Source organism: Mucilaginibacter sp. A3364, assembly GCF_059690715.1.
In genome coordinates this window covers 216,493-231,605 of sequence record NZ_JCAWED010000003.1, presented here as the reverse complement: position 1 = coordinate 231,605, position 15,113 = coordinate 216,493, and the positions used below count along the sequence as shown (strand labels likewise).

Here is a 15,113-nt window from a genome sequence, read left to right as displayed (position 1 = left end):
AACACAAAGAAATAAAAATTGTTGTAAGTAATTATAATTAATATCAAATACGATGAAATATCTACCCGTTGAAAATAAATTATTTACAAATAATAGAAAAAATTTCGTTTCACGCATAAAATCAGGCTCTATAGCGATATTTCATGCAAACGACGAATTTCCACGCAGCGGCGATCAAACTTTTATATTTAAGCAAAACGCCGATTTTTTCTATCTCACAGGTATTGATCAGGAGCAAAGTGTCCTGCTGTTGTTCCCCGACTGTCCTAATTCACTATACAAAGAAGTACTTTTTTTAAGACAAACCAACGAACACATAGCCGTTTGGGAAGGACACAAATATACGAAAGAAGAAGCACGCGCCGCGTCGGGTATTGAAAGTATTTATTGGCTTAGTGATATGGATAATATATTACATAGTATTATAAACTATGCTGATAATATTTATATCAATACTAATGAGAACGATAGGTTTGCCTACTCGGTACCCTATCGGGATCTGCGTATGCTGGATGATCTTAAAGCCAAATACCCCCTGCATCATTACGAGCGTTCGGCACCCATCATGCGCGATCTTCGCCCGGTAAAATCTGAAGTAGAGATCGAGCTGACCCAAAAAGCCATCAATATCACCAAAGACGCTTTTGAACGTGTACTAAAGTTTACCAAACCCGGCGTTACCGAGTACGAAATAGAGGCCGAGATCATCCATGAGTTTGTGCGCCAGCGTGCAACAGGCCATGCGTATAACCCTATCATCGCATCGGGTAAAAACGCTATTGTGCTACATTATATTGATAACAACCAGGTTTGTAATGACGGCGATGTGATACTGTTTGATTTTGGCGCCGAGTACGGTAACTATAATGCCGATATGAGCCGCTCTATCCCGGTTAACGGCCGTTTCACCAAACGCCAGCGCGATGTGTATGATGCCGTGCTGCGTGTAATGAAGGCCGCCACCAAAATGCTGGTAGCCGGCACTGTTTGGAACGAGTACCACGATGAGGTAGGCAAAGTAATGACCGGCGAACTGATAGGCCTGGGCCTGCTAACCAAACACGACGTTGAAAAGCAGGACCCGAAACTACCTGCTTACAAAAAATACTTTATGCACGGCACATCGCACCATTTAGGTTTAGATGTGCACGATTATGCCAGCCGCTACAAACCATTCGAGGCAGGGAATATCTTAACCGTTGAGCCGGGCATTTACATCCCTGCCGAAGGCCTGGGTATACGTTTAGAGAATAACATCCTGATCACTAAAGATGGTAATATTGACCTGATGGCCGCTATCCCGCTGGAGGCTGAGCATATCGAAGAGATCATGAATAGTTAATTCGATAGTATTTCGGATTTCGAATGTTCAATTTCGAATTTATTTTAACGATTTGTAGAGACGCAATATTTTGCGTCTCTTTTTTTACACACCCCGCGCGTCATTACGAGCGTAGCGTAGTAAACCCCGATAGATAGGTAGCCGCGAATTAGGAATGCTTTTCTATAAAAGTATAAAGGTTAAACCCCTCCTTGCTCATTGCCTCAGCAATCTCAACTTGCAATTTCTGCCTGTCCACATCACTCATCCGTTTTTGCTGTATCAGTCTGTACGCTTTTTCGGCCAGTAAAAAAGCCTTGCGGGTATTGGTTTTGTTTTTTGCTGTCGCGATAAAATCTACCACCTCATTAATACCACTACCCGTTGTCGCCACCGTTTTAAATACCGGCGTTACCTCACCTGCTTTCTGATGCAGTATTTTTTGCAGATTGTTGGCGAACAGATCGGCATCATCCCTATCAGCTTTGTTGATGATGAAGGCATCGGCAATTTCCATCAGGCCCGATTTAATGTTTTGGATCTCATCACCGGCCTCGGGAACCAGCATAACGAAGGTAATATCCGCCAGGCCAGCAATCTCAATTTCCGACTGGCCAACGCCTACGGTTTCTATCAATACATAATCAAACCCGGCAGCACGTAGCACATCGGCCATCTCAATGGTTTTAGCAGACAAACCACCCAACGATCCACGCGTAGCCAGCGACCGTATAAAAACCCGCGGATGATCAAAGTGCTTGCTCATGCGTATCCTGTCGCCCAGCAATGAGCCGAAATTAAAGGGGGAAGTAGGGTCAATAGCCAAAATGGCCACGCTTTTATTATCGGCCACCAACTCATCGATCAGCGCGCTAACCAAAGTACTCTTCCCAGCCCCCGGCGGACCGGTAATACCCACCACAGGCACGGCTTTATTAAAACGGAGGCTTTTAAGCAGGGCATCGGCACCGGGCAGGTCGTTCTCCACCATGGTTAAGGCGCGGGCAACGCCTTTAAAGTCGGTGCTAGTTAGGTTTGGTATGTTTTGCCCTGCTGCCATGGTTATGCAAATGAAAAGAATTATCGCAACATAAGTTAATATATAATTATAATTGTGGCTTAAACATAGCAGCACTTCATGGCAAAACCCAATGTACTCGTAACTTTCGACGCGATGAAACATGCCAACTCAGGCTATTTTTCATTCGGCAAAGGCCTGGGCGACGCGCTGATAGCCCAAAACCGCGACAGGTTTAAGCTAAGCTTTTACATGTTTAAAAAAACAAGCTACTTTTTTAATGGGCTGGCAAACATCCTATATCTTAACCGCCTGCATAACGTGTTTTTCCCGCAGCGAAATGAGTTTAACCTCATCCATTTCAGCGACCAGGCCGCGCGCCTGAAACCTTGGAGCGTTAACGGTAAAAAGGTAGTTACTATTCATGACCTAAACCGCGTGCACCTGCCCTTTGCCACCGAGCGGCAAAAACTTAAACGCATAAACGCTGTACGCAGCTACGTGGTGGCTTGTGATAGGGTAGTAAGCATATCCCGTTTTGTAGCCGATGATGTGCTTAAACATATCCCCGAAGCTGAGGGTAAATTAAGTGTTATCTACAATGGTGCAGATAAACTGGTAGTACCCGATGGGCACCAACCGGCGTATGTGCCTGCAAAGCCTTTCCTATTTACCATTGGTCTGTTATCGGTACAGAAGGGTTTTCATCACCTGCCCGCACTGTTGGAGGGTAATGATTACGAATTGGTGATAGCCGGCAAAGAAACCCCACACAAGGAAACCATCATCGCGCAAGCAAAAAAATACAACGTGCTTAACCGCGTAACAATAACCGGCCCCATAAGCGATGCCGATAAAGCCTGGTACTTTAAAAATTGCGCCGCTTTTGTGTTCCCCTCACTAACCGAAGGTTTTGGTTTGCCGGTGATAGAAGCCATGTATTTTGGCAAACCGGTATTCCTGGCACGGGCCACATCTTTACCCGAAGTTGGTGGCGAATTGGGCTATTACTTCGATAATTTTGAGCCGACGCATATGCAGCAGGTATTCAATGCAGGTATGGCTGATTTTTCCTCTCCCGGTAAAGTTGAAGCTACCATTGCCCACGCGGCGCGGTTCAACTGGGATGAAACGGCGAGGCAGTATTTAAAATTATATGAAGAGTTACTTAGCCTTTAGTTTTCTCTTCGCCCTCCAAAACAAAAATCTCAACCATAACTTAACTCCAAAATACTTCCGCACCAGCGACGAACGATCAGCTTCAAAAGTTTGATCAACATGCGTACTTGATACGCCGGTTTGGTTAAAGTTGGCTACCAGGTGGTCTTTAAACTCGAAGTGGAATTTGCCGCTGTTGTACAGGGCCATATTGAGCGCAAAGTCGGCAGATATTTTGTAGCGGGTGTTAAAACGGTAGCTATCAAAAACCGCGCGAGGGTATATCATGGCCTGGTGGCACAGGCCGTACTTCGCAAAGCCGTATTCATTAACATCAATAGTGGGCCCCTCTAGGGTCATCACCCGGCCGTAGTAAATGGTGGTATCGTCTTTCAACTCCAAAGCCAGGTCACTAAAACCATCAAACAGCATATCATCGGCGCCTAAAAAATATACCCATTGGCCGCTAATGTATTGCAGGCTTTTGTTCATGGCATCGTAAATGCCTTCGTCCTTTTCGCTTAGCCAGTGGCTTATTTTACCGGCGTTTTGCTTGATGATATTTACCGTGTCGTCTGTACTGGCCCCGTCAATCAGTATCACCTCGATAGCCGGGTAGCGCTGGGCAAAGATGCTGTCCAGGCAGGCTTGCAACGTGTTGGCGGCGTTGTAGGTCACTATAATGACGGATATGGTGGGGCTGTTCACACTGCAAAGTAAACACTTTTAGCTACACGGTCTTAAAAATTGCATAACAATAAAAATGTACATTTGTGGCTAATGAAACGGGTACTCTACTTTTTTCCGGACAATGTTGGCAAGCAAACCGCGGGCAATAAGGCAAGGGCATTACAGCTTTTGCAGTATTTTAAAGAGAGAGGTTACGAGGTTGATTTTGCCAGTTTGCTGCATGAAAAGTACGACATCGGTACCGAGCAGCAAACTATCGATTTCCTGAAAAATAACAACCTGTCTAATAACGTTTATCTGCTGCCGCGAAAACCGAATAAGGGTAATCCGTTATTGTATTTCTTCCGTTATAAACTGTGGGACCTGCTGTTTTACCTGTTCGCTTTCCCGCTGCGTTCCAATATCCCCACGTTCATGACCATCAGGTTGAAGAACGCTTTTGAGGATATTCTGAAGCAAAACATCTACGACGATATCATCATCAGCTACGTTTATTATGGCTCATTGGTGAACAACAAAAACCTGCTTAAGGGCGCCCGCACCATTATTGATACGCACGATTTCATCACCGCCCAATATAAACACAGGCGCGGCTTTAACCTGGGTGCCACATTTGCCGATGAGATAAATCGGTTAAATACTTTTGACGAAGTATGGGCCATATCGCACGAGGAGCAATATGTGTTCAGTCAGTTTACAAAAGCAAATGTGCGCCTGGTGCCTTTGGTAATGAAATCCCACAACATACAACACCCATCGGGCCCTAAAAAATATGACCTCATTTACGTAGCCAGCGACAATAGGCATAACCAGGTTTCGGCCACCTGGTTTTTTGAGCAGGTGTACCCTTTGTTGCCTGCGGATATCAAAATTTGCGTGGTAGGCCTCATCAATAACACTATCCCCGAAAAGTATAAAATAGACCGCGTAGCTTATGCCCAAACGCTGGATGAGTACTACACCCAGGCCAAAATTGCCCTTTGCCCCATGCTTACCGGCACGGGCGTAAAGGTAAAAGTGGTTGAAGCATTATCATACGGCTTGCCTATAGTGAGCACACCGCGCGGTGTTGATGGGCTGCCTAATAAGCGCCTTAACGGCTGTTTGGTTACCGATGATGCCACAGAATTTGCTGATAACATTAAAGCTTTACTAAGCGATGCTGATTTTTACACAGAGCAAAGCCGCCTGGCGCAGGAACTATTTAACAGCAGTTTCAGTACAAGAGTTTTGTATAAAGAATTGGATAAGACTTTTAAATAACAGATGAAGGTACTGTTTGATCACCAGGCATTCTCTAACCAAACCTACGGCGGTATATCCCGCTATCATGCCAACCTGCATCACGGGCTTAACCGCGTGCCGGGTGTACAGTCAAAACTGGGCGTGGCCTTTACCCGCAACGCTTATTTAAACAACGATGACCTGTTGCTTAAAGGTTTGCTGAATAACAGGGTAGAGAAAAAGCACCGCCGCGATAAATACAATAAATGGTACAGTCGCCATTTACTCAAACAGGGCAATTTTGATGTTTTTCATCCCACGTATTACAATCCCTACTTTTTAGATTATTTGGGTAATAAGCCTTATGTACTTACCGTGCATGATATGATCCACGAGATCTTTCCGTATTATTTTGAAAAGCTAGACCCGCGTACCATCGCCCATAAAAAAAAAGCTATTACGCACGCCAGTCATATCATTACGGTATCGCACTCTACAAAAAATGACTTGCAACGTATTTATGGCGTAGCCGAAGAAAAAATATCGGTTATTCATTTAGGGCAAATGAGTACCACGCCGGGCATTATCCATCCCCATAAAAAGCAAAAGTATCTGCTGTATGTAGGCGACAGGTACGGCTATAAAAACTTCGAACCCTTTGTTAACGCCATTGCGCCACTACTAAAAAAACAGAACCTGCAATTGATATGTACCGGCGGAGGTGCTTTTAATGTAGATGAAACAGTGCTTTTCGCGAAGCTGAATATCGCGCAGCAGATCATCCAGGTATCGGCCACTGATGTGGAGTTGGCCAACCTTTATGCCAATGCCGAAGCGTTTGTGTTCCCTACGTTGTACGAAGGTTTTGGCCTGCCGCCGCTGGAAGCTTTTTATAATAACTGTCCCGTAATAATGAGCAGCACTTCATCATTACCCGAGGTTGGGGGCGAGGCCGCCGAGTATTTCGACCCAACAGACGAGACATCTATGGTAATGGCTATAGAAAGCGTTATCAATAATAATAACCGCCAAAATGAGTTAAGAGCTTTAGGGAAAGAACGATTAGCGTTGTTTAAACCCGAAGCTGTTATTGAGCATACTTTGGAGGTTTACAGGCGCTTTGGTAATATAAGAGTTTAACGCGTGTTCATATATTGCTACAGTTAACTGACACACGGCTTGCAAATGCCAATAGCATAGGCGCTTATTTTTACGTAATTTTGTAGCCATTATTTTTTTAAATGAAGACATATCTCAGGCTACTTTCGTATGCTAAACCCATCGAAAAATTTGCCATCCCTTATATAATTACTACCCTGCTGGCTGTTGTTTTTAGCACGCTGAATCTGGCGCTGCTGTCGCCTTTGTTGCAAACGCTGTTCTCTGACAAGGCCGATGCCGCTATTGTACTTCCCGAAAAACCTGCTTTTTACGACCTGGTAAAGGTGTTTGACTATTATGTAAAATACATGCTGGTTCATTACGATAAATGGGTTACGCTGCAGGTGGTGTGTTTGGTAATTGTGGTGTGCGCGCTATTTGCCAACCTGTTTAGGTACCTGTCGCAACGCACTATGGAAAACCTGCGTGTGCATACCATGCTAAACTTCCGAAAGGCTGTTTTTCATAACGTGATGGATTTGCACCTGGGCTTTTTTAATAACGAGCGCAAGGGCGATATCATGACCAAAATAGCGTCGGACGTGCAGGTGGTACAGTTTTCAGTTACCAGTACCTTGCAGGTTGTTTTTAAAGAGCCGCTTACTTTGCTTACCATTATTGCCATGCTGTTTGCCATTTCGCCGCAGCTTACGTTTTTCGCCATTTTGGTTATCCCGGTATCGGGCTTTGTGGTGGCACGTATCGTAAAAAAACTAAAAAGCCAGGCCGCCGAAGTGCAGCAAAGCATGGGCAACATGATCACCTACCTGGACGAAGCGCTTTCGGGCATCAAAATTATAAAAGCCTTTAATGCCACCCGCTTTATTAAAGACAGGTTTGACCAGGAAAACCGCAACTATTCGCGCGTCACCCGTGCCATGGTGGGCAGGCAGCAAATGGCCTCGCCTGTGTCTGAGTTTTTTGGGATAAGCATGGTGGCCGGTATAGTTTTATATGGCGGTCATTTAATATTTGTTAATGATGCCGATGCTTTAAAGCCTGAGAACTTTATTACTTACATAGGTTTGTTTTCGCAGGTGATGCGCCCGGCTAAAGCGCTGTCTGATTCGTTTAGCAACATACACCAGGGCATTGCCGCGGGCGAGCGTACGCTGGCGCTGATAGATGAAAAACCATTGATCACTGATGAGCCGGATGCGGTTGCGGTTAGCGATGTTAACGAAGGCATACAGTTTAAAGATATTAAGTTTGCCTACGGCGACAGGGTGATACTGAACGGTATTAACTTAACCGTACCCAAAGGTAAAACGGTAGCACTGGTCGGCCCGTCGGGTGGTGGTAAATCAACCATGATGGATCTCATCCCACGTTTTATGGACCCGCAGGAGGGCGCCATTTATGTGGATAATAAAGATATTAAACACATTACTACCGATTCCTTACGCTCACTGATGGGCATTGTGAACCAGGAATCGATATTGTTTAACGATACCATTTACAACAACATCGCCTTTGGTAAGCCCGGTGCTACTGTGGAACAGGTGGAAGCCGCGGCCCGTATTGCCAACGCGCACAGCTTTATAACTAAAACCGACGAAGGCTACCAAACCAACATCGGCGACCGCGGTACCAAGCTATCCGGTGGACAACGCCAGCGTTTGTGTATAGCCCGGGCAGTACTGGCCAATCCGCCAATTATGTTGCTGGATGAAGCTACCTCGGCCCTGGATACCGAATCGGAAAAACTGGTGCAGGACGCGCTGAACAACCTGATGAAGAACCGTACATCGCTGATCATCGCGCACCGCCTGAGCACTATTCAAAACGCGGATATTATTGTGGTGCTGGAAAGCGGACGCATTGTGGAGCAAGGCACGCACCAGGAGCTGATTGGTAATAATGGTTTGTATCGCCGGTTGATTGATATGCAGACGTTTGCGGCGGAATAGACCTGCGTAGTACATAGTTAGCATGTCATTTCGACGAGGTACGAGGAGAAATCTTATACGCCTTACTTAACTTAGCAAATACCGGTCGCTTGTATAAGATTTCTCGCCATGCTCGAAATGACAAGTTTTTTTATTCGCGCCTGTTCAACTTATCCTTAATAAACTGATGATCCTTCATCAGTAAACCTTCAGGCATACCTAATTTCCGCTCGGCTTTGGCGATGAATTTTTTGGCTTTGCGTAGCAGGAAACTATCCTTCTGCGTTTCAAGCGGGTTGTGGCTGAATTTGGTTTTGGTGAACAGGTGCAGATAGCCACCATCGGTATGGAAATAATAGCCTAGCTTATCGGCTATGTATTGCAGTGATTTTTTGTTGAAGAACGCGATATGCTGACCCGTCTCAGGCGCAAAGTATTCCCAATCCTCGATCTTGGTAATTCCATCAGGCTGCAGGTCGGTGCTGAAGATGAGGTTGTTTGAAAATTCCAGCATCTTGCGTATTTCGGGTATAGGGTTGGGCAGGTGCTCAAATACTTCAAAAGCCGTTACCAACTCAAAGCGGGTATTGGGCGGTAAATTGTTTTGATCAAAGTATTCGGCAAACAGGTTTTGGCAATACTGGTCGGTATGGTAAAAGTCGAAACCCTTATCGCGCATCAGGCGGGTAAACAGGCCGTATCCCCCGGCATAATCCAGGAAAATATCTTTGTATTGAAAATCGCGCACCAATATTTTGCCAACCCGATCGGATAACAGGATGTTACGATAAGGCAAACCCACATCCAACTTGGTAATGGCCGATGAATAGGCTTCGTCAAGCCAATAGGGTTCCTCGGTTTGTATAAAGCCGGTATCGTTGCAACGGTAATACTTAACGTCGTATTTGTTCAATATCCGTTCGGTAAACAATAGTGTAGTATCGCCGCCTGTTATTTTACTTTGCATAGTTTAAAGATGCTAAAATTAAGCCAAACCTAATTGCCCACCAGTTTTTTGGCTTTGGAGTTACTGATGCCCAGGACAATGAAAAAGGTGATGCCATAGCAAAGTACAAACGTTATCAGCTTAAACAATAAATACTGCGGCACGGTTAGCGCGTAACCATCAATATCGAAATGAATAAAAATCTCCGGCAGTAAAAATATAAGGATGATATAGTGGATAAGGTAAATGCCATAGGTGGTTTGCCTTGGTTTAATGTAATTGATAATGCCGAATGTTTTTATTTTTAACAGCAAGGCGAAACAGGCCAACGAGAACAGGATGTTACTAAAACGCAGGGTATTTACCGGGTCGATACTTTTGCCGTTAAGCTCCACGATCTCGTACATGGACAGCGCGAAGGTGACGATAACCAATACCCATATCAAGGGGTATGATAATTTAGAGGCGGCATCCTCAATACTATCCCAATAGCGGCGCATTTGCGCGCCGGCCCATAAAAAGAATACGAAGCCTAAGATGGCCGTAGTGTGGGTAGGGTCTATCCACTCAAAATGAATGTTCACCGCGTAAAACAGAGTAAACATCCCCAGCGCCCCGCCAAACACCCACGAGTATAAATACTTGCGGAAGATGAGCAAAATGCTGATACTGATCAAAAAGTTGATGATGAACCAGTAATTGCTATAAAGGTAAATTATTTTAACATGCTCCAGCACGTTGGCCAGGGTAAAGCTGCCATCGTGGTAAATGTTGGCTTTAATGCGCATGGTAACCGTCATGGCCACACAGTATATTACCGACCAAAACAACCATGGCCCGAAGGTGGTAGATATACGGCGTTTTAGGTATCCCGCGGGGGAGTAGTCTGTGAACTTTTCGCTTATTAAAAAGCCCGCCAGCAGGAAGAAGGCTACGGTGCCAAACTTGGTGAGTTGCACCAGTGTAATAAATGTCCAGTATTTTGATGTGCCAAAATCAAAGTTGTAACCACCGGCTGCCACGCTATGCTCGGCCACAATGCTCATCATGGCAATGCCCCGTATGGCGTCGATAAAATCGTAGTTCTTTTTTTGGGGAGCCTGGTTAACTAAATTCTCCATAGGTGTTAATTAGCGGCCTCGGGCTGGTCTGGTTGCACCAGGCCCTGGCTTTTACGGCTGTATGAAATAATAAGCAATACCAAACCCGTGCTTATCCAAACATCGGCCACATTAAAAATACCCGAACGCAGGTTGTTGATGCCGATGTTCATAAAATCGGTAACATGGCGGTCGTAGATGATCCTGTCAATAACATTACCCAGCCCGCCCGAAATGATCATCGCGAAAGCTAACAGCTTCATATTGCTAAACTGGTTTAAGCGGCGCATTACATAAACAACAAACATACCCAACACGGCCAGCGGAATAATACTTAAAAGCCAGAAATTATAAGGCTGCGGCAGATCGGCACCTATGCTTAAAGTCGCGCCGGTATTTTCGGCATACTCCAGCCGGAAGGTATCATGAAAGTACGATTTCGGCTCGCGAAACATCAGGTGGTCCTTAGCCAGTTGCTTGGTAACCCTGTCGCACCCGATAAACACCACACATCCCAAACAAAACAGCAATACTTTAACCCAGGTTTTCATAGTAAACATTTTAAGTCCTCTCATTTGGAAAGGATTTAGGAGAGGTTATTTAACGTAATCTATCGGCAGATCGTACAAGCTTCTCGTCGCGTTGTATGGCTTTCTGCGCCAGCAAAACCAATATCATACTTACCGATAGGGTAAGGATGCCAAGGCCGTAGTTATCCATATCCAGGAAGGAATCGCCGATGGCGGTTTTCACGGTTTGGGCCGTCCAATAACTAAACGCGATGATGGCGAGCATGGTGCCGTAGCAGGCAGCTATCTGGTTTTTGCGGTTTTTATACATAAAAATTATAGCTATTGGCAATAAGGCAACAACCGCTGTGCCTATGCTAAGCGCGGTAAAGGGTTCTACCAGAAGCAATTTACCTTCCACATCGCGGTAAGCGCCGGTTGCCATAATGGTTACTACCTGGCGGTTAATGTAAACGCCATGTACCAGTGGCAGAAAAAATAATGCTGCAATAACCAAACCGGCCAGCAGCAGGAATATACTTTGTATTCTTTGTATCATATCAATTGCAAAAATTTAACGGGCAAATATAATTGTTTTACTTATGTTGAATGTTTTTAAATTACGGCGCAGCTATAGGTAATGTGAAATATTGTGTAAATTCATAGCTGCTAAATCACAATTGTTAATGAGTACGAACGGTAATCCTCAATCACCAAAGGAGGTTGTAATGGAAGATGTGCATTTAAAGCGCATTTTTATGGAGCATTTGAATAATATTTATTTCGGCAAGCAGCACCTGATCAGCTTTTTTACCGAAGTAATGGAGATAGCCTCATTGCAGCAACTTAAACTAGCCATACGCGAGTGCATTGATGATACCCACACACAGATAGAGCACATGGACTCGGTTTATAATACCATGAACGAGGAGCCGTCAAAAATAAGCGTACTGGGCATCAAGGCCCTAACGCTGGAAGGTTACCTATCTGTTATTAAAGCCGGCAAAACCCCGATAGAGCGCGATGTACTGATATTGTTTTATCTGCAATTGATAGAGGGTATTGAAGTAACCTACTTCCGCATACTTAAAAACCTTGGCGCGGCCCTGGGCTACCAAAGCACTTATTTGGAGCAGCCTTTTGACCTTGCGGTTGATAACCGTATTATGTTTGATACGATCTATAAGGAGTATATCAGTTAGGGTTGTAAGGTTGCAAGGTTTGAATGTTGCCTGCATTACTTTAATTTTGCCAGACTGTTGCAACAAAATAACATTCCAACTTTTCAACCTTGCAACATTACAACAACTTGAAAAACCGCTTTTTCATCCAACTTTCTTACGACGGTACCAACTATCATGGCTGGCAAACCCAACCTAACGCTATTACCGTACAGGAGGTTTTGGATAAGGCCTTAAGCACCGTTCTACGCCAACCTATAGAAACCGTAGGTTGCGGGCGTACAGATACGGGTGTGCATGCTAAGGATTTTTTCGCGCACGTTGATATGGAGTTGATGGCTGATGGTCCATTGTCTATAGTTGATAAGGTGCGGGGGATCAATTCAATTTTACCTGCGGATATCGCTATTAAGAATATAATACCTGTTGATGCCGAAGTGCATGCGCGGTTTGATGCGACATTGCGGTCGTACCAGTATCATGTTCATTTTAATAAAGATCCTTTTAAGCAAGGATACTCCTGGTTGCTGCGCGATGTGCCCGATCTGGAGTTGATGAATAAGGCGGCGGCTATGATGATGGAGTATATTGATTTTAGCTGCTTCAGTAAATCAAACACGCAGGTCTTTACCAATAACTGTAAAATAAGCCGCGCCGAGTGGGTGCAGCAAGCGGATGGCAGCCTGGTTTTCCATATTTCGGCGGACAGGTTTTTGCGCAATATGGTACGCGCTATTGTGGGTACACTAATGATGGTAGGCCGAAAAGAAATTGAACCGGAAGCTATCCGCGACATCATCGAAAGCAAAAACAGGAGCAAGGCGGGTACGTCTGTGCCGGCGTGCGGATTGTATTTAACCGAAATACGTTATCCTTTTTTAGCCGAAAGTTAAGAGCATAAAGGCAAAAGATTTTACCTTTGGAGTATTCACACACTCAATCATTCACTAATTCACTCATTAAAAATTGAGCCAGGTAACCGGAAAAGCATTTGATTGGCAGCTTCTTAAACGGATAATGCATTACGTTAGGCCGTATCGTGCTACGTTTATTATTGCCGCTTTTCTGACCATTTTCCTGGCCGTGCTGGCTTTGGCCTTGCCGATGTTGATGCAGCGTACGCTGGATGACCATATCCTGAAGAATGATTTTGATGGCCTGGTGTTTATGGTGGAGATCATGCTGGGCTTGCTTGCCGTACAAACCATAGCACAGTATTACCAAACGTTTTTAACCAATACGCTGGGGCAATCGGTAATTCGTGATCTGCGGATAGATGTGTTTAATCATATTACCAGCCTTAAATTAAAATATTTTGATCGCACGCCGATAGGTATGCTCATCACCCGCACGGTGTCTGACCTGGAAACCATTGCCGATATTTTTTCGGAAGGACTGATATCTATCATGGGCGATCTGCTGCTGGTGGTTGCCATTGTAACCGCCATGCTCATCATGGACTGGAAGCTGGCGCTCATCACCATGATACCCATGCCGCTGCTGTTTGCGTCAACCTATATATTTAAGGAGGCTATTAAATCATCCTTCCAGGAAGTACGTACCCAGGTGGCCCAGCTCAATACTTTTCTGGCCGAACACATTTCGGGTATCAGCCTGATCCAAAACTTTTCGCGCGAGGAGCAGGAAATGCGCAAGTTTAAAGCGGTTAACCTTAAGTATCGCGATGCCAACATCCGTTCAAACTGGTATTATTCTATTTTCTTCCCGGTGGTCGAAATCTTGTTTGCTGTTTGTATGGGCCTGCTGGTATGGTACGGCTGTAAGCGAATACTGACCGATCAGCAACTAATCGCTATAAGTAGCACAGGCAAGGCGGTTACCCCGGGCAAAATTTTAGAGTTTATTGTATTGCTCAACTTGTTGTTTCGTCCAATCCGCCAGTTAGCTGATAAATTTAATACCCTGCAAATGGGTATGGTGGGTGCCGACCGGATATTTAAAGTACTGGATACCGATGAGGTAGCGCCAAACAACGGCACCCTGCAACCGGCCACCATCAACGGCGAGATAGCATTTAAAAACGTTTGGTTTGCCTATAACGACGAGAACTGGGTGCTGAAGGATATTAACTTCCACGTTAAACCCGGCGAAACTTTAGCATTGGTAGGGGCTACCGGCGCGGGTAAGTCATCAACCATTAATATTTTAAACCGTTTTTATGAGATAGGCAAAGGCGAAGTATTGGTTGATGGCCATAACATTCACGATTATGATGTAAACTACCTGCGATCGCAAATTGCAACGGTTATACAGGACGTGTTTTTGTTTAGCGATACCATTGCCAACAACATAAGCTTAAATAATGAAACCATTACCCGCGAGCAGATCATCGCGGCAGCAAAAGATGTAGGCGCGCATAATTTTATTGAACGCCTGCCGGGAGGTTATGATTATAATGTGATGGAACGCGGTGCAACGCTATCAGCAGGCCAATCTCAATTGATATCGTTTATTCGCGCGCTGGTTTACAATCCATCTATTTTGGTGTTGGACGAAGCGACGTCATCTGTTGATACTGAAACCGAGCATCTTATCCAAAACGCCATCAACAAACTAATGCAGGGCCGCACGGCCATTGTTATAGCACACCGTTTGTCAACCATTCAAAACGCCGACAAGATCATTGTGCTCGATCACGGCGAGATCAAAGAAATGGGTACCCACCAGGAACTCCTCCGCATTAGCGACGGCTACTACCGAAAACTGTACGATTTGCAATTTAACTCAGCAGGGATATCCCGTTAATTTCACTAAAGTCATTATTTCATTTGTCATTGAGTCATTATGTGGTGGCGATGGCTTGCTATGCAATTAATCTGCAGACAGGCAATGACTTAATGACTCAATGACGGCGCAGCCAAAATGACCCACCATCAAAATACTACAAATGTATTA

At 44.9% G+C, this 15,113-nt stretch carries 14 protein-coding genes; 8 read left to right on the top strand and 6 right to left on the bottom strand.

Translation table 11 applies throughout. The annotated features are described in order from the left end of the window. The first annotated feature begins 52 nt into the window (after positions 1–52). Positions 53–1,342 carry an aminopeptidase P family protein gene (locus AC59JT_RS19295; protein WP_497402178.1) on the top strand — a complete coding sequence of 430 codons (1,290 nt, stop codon included), beginning with the start codon at positions 53–55 and terminating at the stop codon, positions 1,340–1,342. Positions 1,343–1,490: 148 nt separating this feature from the next. On the opposite strand, the gene meaB is transcribed toward AC59JT_RS19295, so the two are convergent. After that, positions 1,491–2,381, bottom strand: coding sequence for a methylmalonyl Co-A mutase-associated GTPase MeaB (gene meaB, locus AC59JT_RS19290; protein WP_497402176.1), 891 nt, complete (start codon positions 2,379–2,381; stop codon positions 1,491–1,493). 78 nt (positions 2,382–2,459) lie between these two features. Here meaB and AC59JT_RS19285 point away from each other — a divergent pair, with 78 nt between their 5' ends. Continuing rightward, the gene (locus AC59JT_RS19285) at positions 2,460–3,518 is read left to right on the top strand and encodes a glycosyltransferase family 4 protein (RefSeq protein WP_497402174.1); all 1,059 of its coding nucleotides are present in this window, start codon (positions 2,460–2,462) and stop codon (positions 3,516–3,518) included. Here the strand turns inward: AC59JT_RS19285 and AC59JT_RS19280 are convergent. Beyond that, the gene (locus AC59JT_RS19280; RefSeq protein WP_497402172.1) at positions 3,504–4,205 is read right to left on the bottom strand and encodes a glycosyltransferase family 2 protein; all 702 of its coding nucleotides are present in this window, start codon (positions 4,203–4,205) and stop codon (positions 3,504–3,506) included. The two genes, AC59JT_RS19285 and AC59JT_RS19280, sit on opposite strands and share 15 nt — an antisense overlap. 72 nt (positions 4,206–4,277) lie before the next feature. Here AC59JT_RS19280 and AC59JT_RS19275 point away from each other — a divergent pair, with 72 nt between their 5' ends. From AC59JT_RS19275 to AC59JT_RS19265, 3 genes are all read left to right on the top strand, one after another. Further along, the gene (locus tag AC59JT_RS19275) at positions 4,278–5,450 is read left to right on the top strand and encodes a glycosyltransferase (RefSeq protein ID WP_497402170.1); all 1,173 of its coding nucleotides are present in this window, start codon (positions 4,278–4,280) and stop codon (positions 5,448–5,450) included. Positions 5,451–5,453: 3 nt separating this feature from the next. Next, on the top strand, positions 5,454–6,551 hold the full coding sequence (locus AC59JT_RS19270) for a glycosyltransferase family 4 protein (protein WP_497402168.1): 1,098 nt from the start codon (positions 5,454–5,456) through the stop codon (positions 6,549–6,551). 101 nt (positions 6,552–6,652) lie between these two features. Beyond that, positions 6,653–8,482 (top strand): ABC transporter ATP-binding protein, encoded by a 1,830-nt coding sequence (locus AC59JT_RS19265; protein WP_497402166.1) that lies wholly within the window; start codon positions 6,653–6,655, stop codon positions 8,480–8,482. A gap of 130 nt (positions 8,483–8,612) precedes the next feature. On the opposite strand, the gene AC59JT_RS19260 is transcribed toward AC59JT_RS19265, so the two are convergent. Genes AC59JT_RS19260 through AC59JT_RS19245 form a run of 4 tightly spaced genes read right to left on the bottom strand, consistent with a single transcriptional unit; the run spans position 8,613 to position 11,575 of the window. Next, positions 8,613–9,428 (bottom strand): class I SAM-dependent methyltransferase, encoded by an 816-nt coding sequence (locus tag AC59JT_RS19260; RefSeq protein WP_497402163.1) that lies wholly within the window; start codon positions 9,426–9,428, stop codon positions 8,613–8,615. Between the two features lie 29 nt (positions 9,429–9,457). After that, positions 9,458–10,528 carry an acyltransferase family protein gene (locus AC59JT_RS19255; protein ID WP_497402161.1) on the bottom strand — a complete coding sequence of 357 codons (1,071 nt, stop codon included), beginning with the start codon at positions 10,526–10,528 and terminating at the stop codon, positions 9,458–9,460. Positions 10,529–10,533: 5 nt separating this feature from the next. Beyond that, entirely contained in the window at positions 10,534–11,058 is a 525-nt protein-coding gene (gene lspA, locus AC59JT_RS19250; protein ID WP_497402157.1) for a signal peptidase II, read from the bottom strand. A 49-nt stretch (positions 11,059–11,107) separates the two neighbouring features. Continuing rightward, positions 11,108–11,575, bottom strand: coding sequence for a DUF4293 domain-containing protein (locus AC59JT_RS19245; protein WP_497402153.1), 468 nt, complete (start codon positions 11,573–11,575; stop codon positions 11,108–11,110). 127 nt (positions 11,576–11,702) lie between these two features. Here AC59JT_RS19245 and AC59JT_RS19240 point away from each other — a divergent pair, with 127 nt between their 5' ends. The 3 genes from AC59JT_RS19240 to AC59JT_RS19230 all read left to right on the top strand — a co-directional run bounded on the left by AC59JT_RS19240 (position 11,703) and on the right by AC59JT_RS19230 (position 14,963). Continuing rightward, positions 11,703–12,218 carry a DUF892 family protein gene (locus AC59JT_RS19240; protein WP_497402151.1) on the top strand — a complete coding sequence of 172 codons (516 nt, stop codon included), beginning with the start codon at positions 11,703–11,705 and terminating at the stop codon, positions 12,216–12,218. A gap of 107 nt (positions 12,219–12,325) precedes the next feature. Further along, a complete protein-coding gene (truA, locus tag AC59JT_RS19235) occupies positions 12,326–13,090 on the top strand; it encodes a tRNA pseudouridine(38-40) synthase TruA (protein WP_497402149.1) in 765 nt (254 codons plus the stop codon). A 124-nt stretch (positions 13,091–13,214) separates the two neighbouring features. Then, entirely contained in the window at positions 13,215–14,963 is a 1,749-nt protein-coding gene (locus AC59JT_RS19230) for an ABC transporter ATP-binding protein (RefSeq protein WP_497402147.1), read from the top strand. The last annotated feature ends 150 nt before the right edge of the window (positions 14,964–15,113 follow it).

Coding starts and splice junctions, on each gene's coding strand:
- AC59JT_RS19240 (WP_497402151.1), top strand. CDS start 11,703: ATGAGTACGAACGGTAATCCTCAATCACCAAAGGAGGTTGTAATGGAA.
- AC59JT_RS19260 (WP_497402163.1), bottom strand. CDS start 9,428: ATGCAAAGTAAAATAACAGGCGGCGATACTACACTATTGTTTACCGAA.
- AC59JT_RS19265 (WP_497402166.1), top strand. CDS start 6,653: ATGAAGACATATCTCAGGCTACTTTCGTATGCTAAACCCATCGAAAAA.
- lspA (WP_497402157.1), bottom strand. CDS start 11,058: ATGAAAACCTGGGTTAAAGTATTGCTGTTTTGTTTGGGATGTGTGGTG.
- AC59JT_RS19285 (WP_497402174.1), top strand. CDS start 2,460: ATGGCAAAACCCAATGTACTCGTAACTTTCGACGCGATGAAACATGCC.
- AC59JT_RS19295 (WP_497402178.1), top strand. CDS start 53: ATGAAATATCTACCCGTTGAAAATAAATTATTTACAAATAATAGAAAA.
- AC59JT_RS19230 (WP_497402147.1), top strand. CDS start 13,215: ATGCATTACGTTAGGCCGTATCGTGCTACGTTTATTATTGCCGCTTTT.
- meaB (WP_497402176.1), bottom strand. CDS start 2,381: ATGGCAGCAGGGCAAAACATACCAAACCTAACTAGCACCGACTTTAAA.
- AC59JT_RS19270 (WP_497402168.1), top strand. CDS start 5,454: ATGAAGGTACTGTTTGATCACCAGGCATTCTCTAACCAAACCTACGGC.
- AC59JT_RS19245 (WP_497402153.1), bottom strand. CDS start 11,575: ATGATACAAAGAATACAAAGTATATTCCTGCTGCTGGCCGGTTTGGTT.
- AC59JT_RS19275 (WP_497402170.1), top strand. CDS start 4,278: ATGAAACGGGTACTCTACTTTTTTCCGGACAATGTTGGCAAGCAAACC.
- AC59JT_RS19255 (WP_497402161.1), bottom strand. CDS start 10,528: ATGGAGAATTTAGTTAACCAGGCTCCCCAAAAAAAGAACTACGATTTT.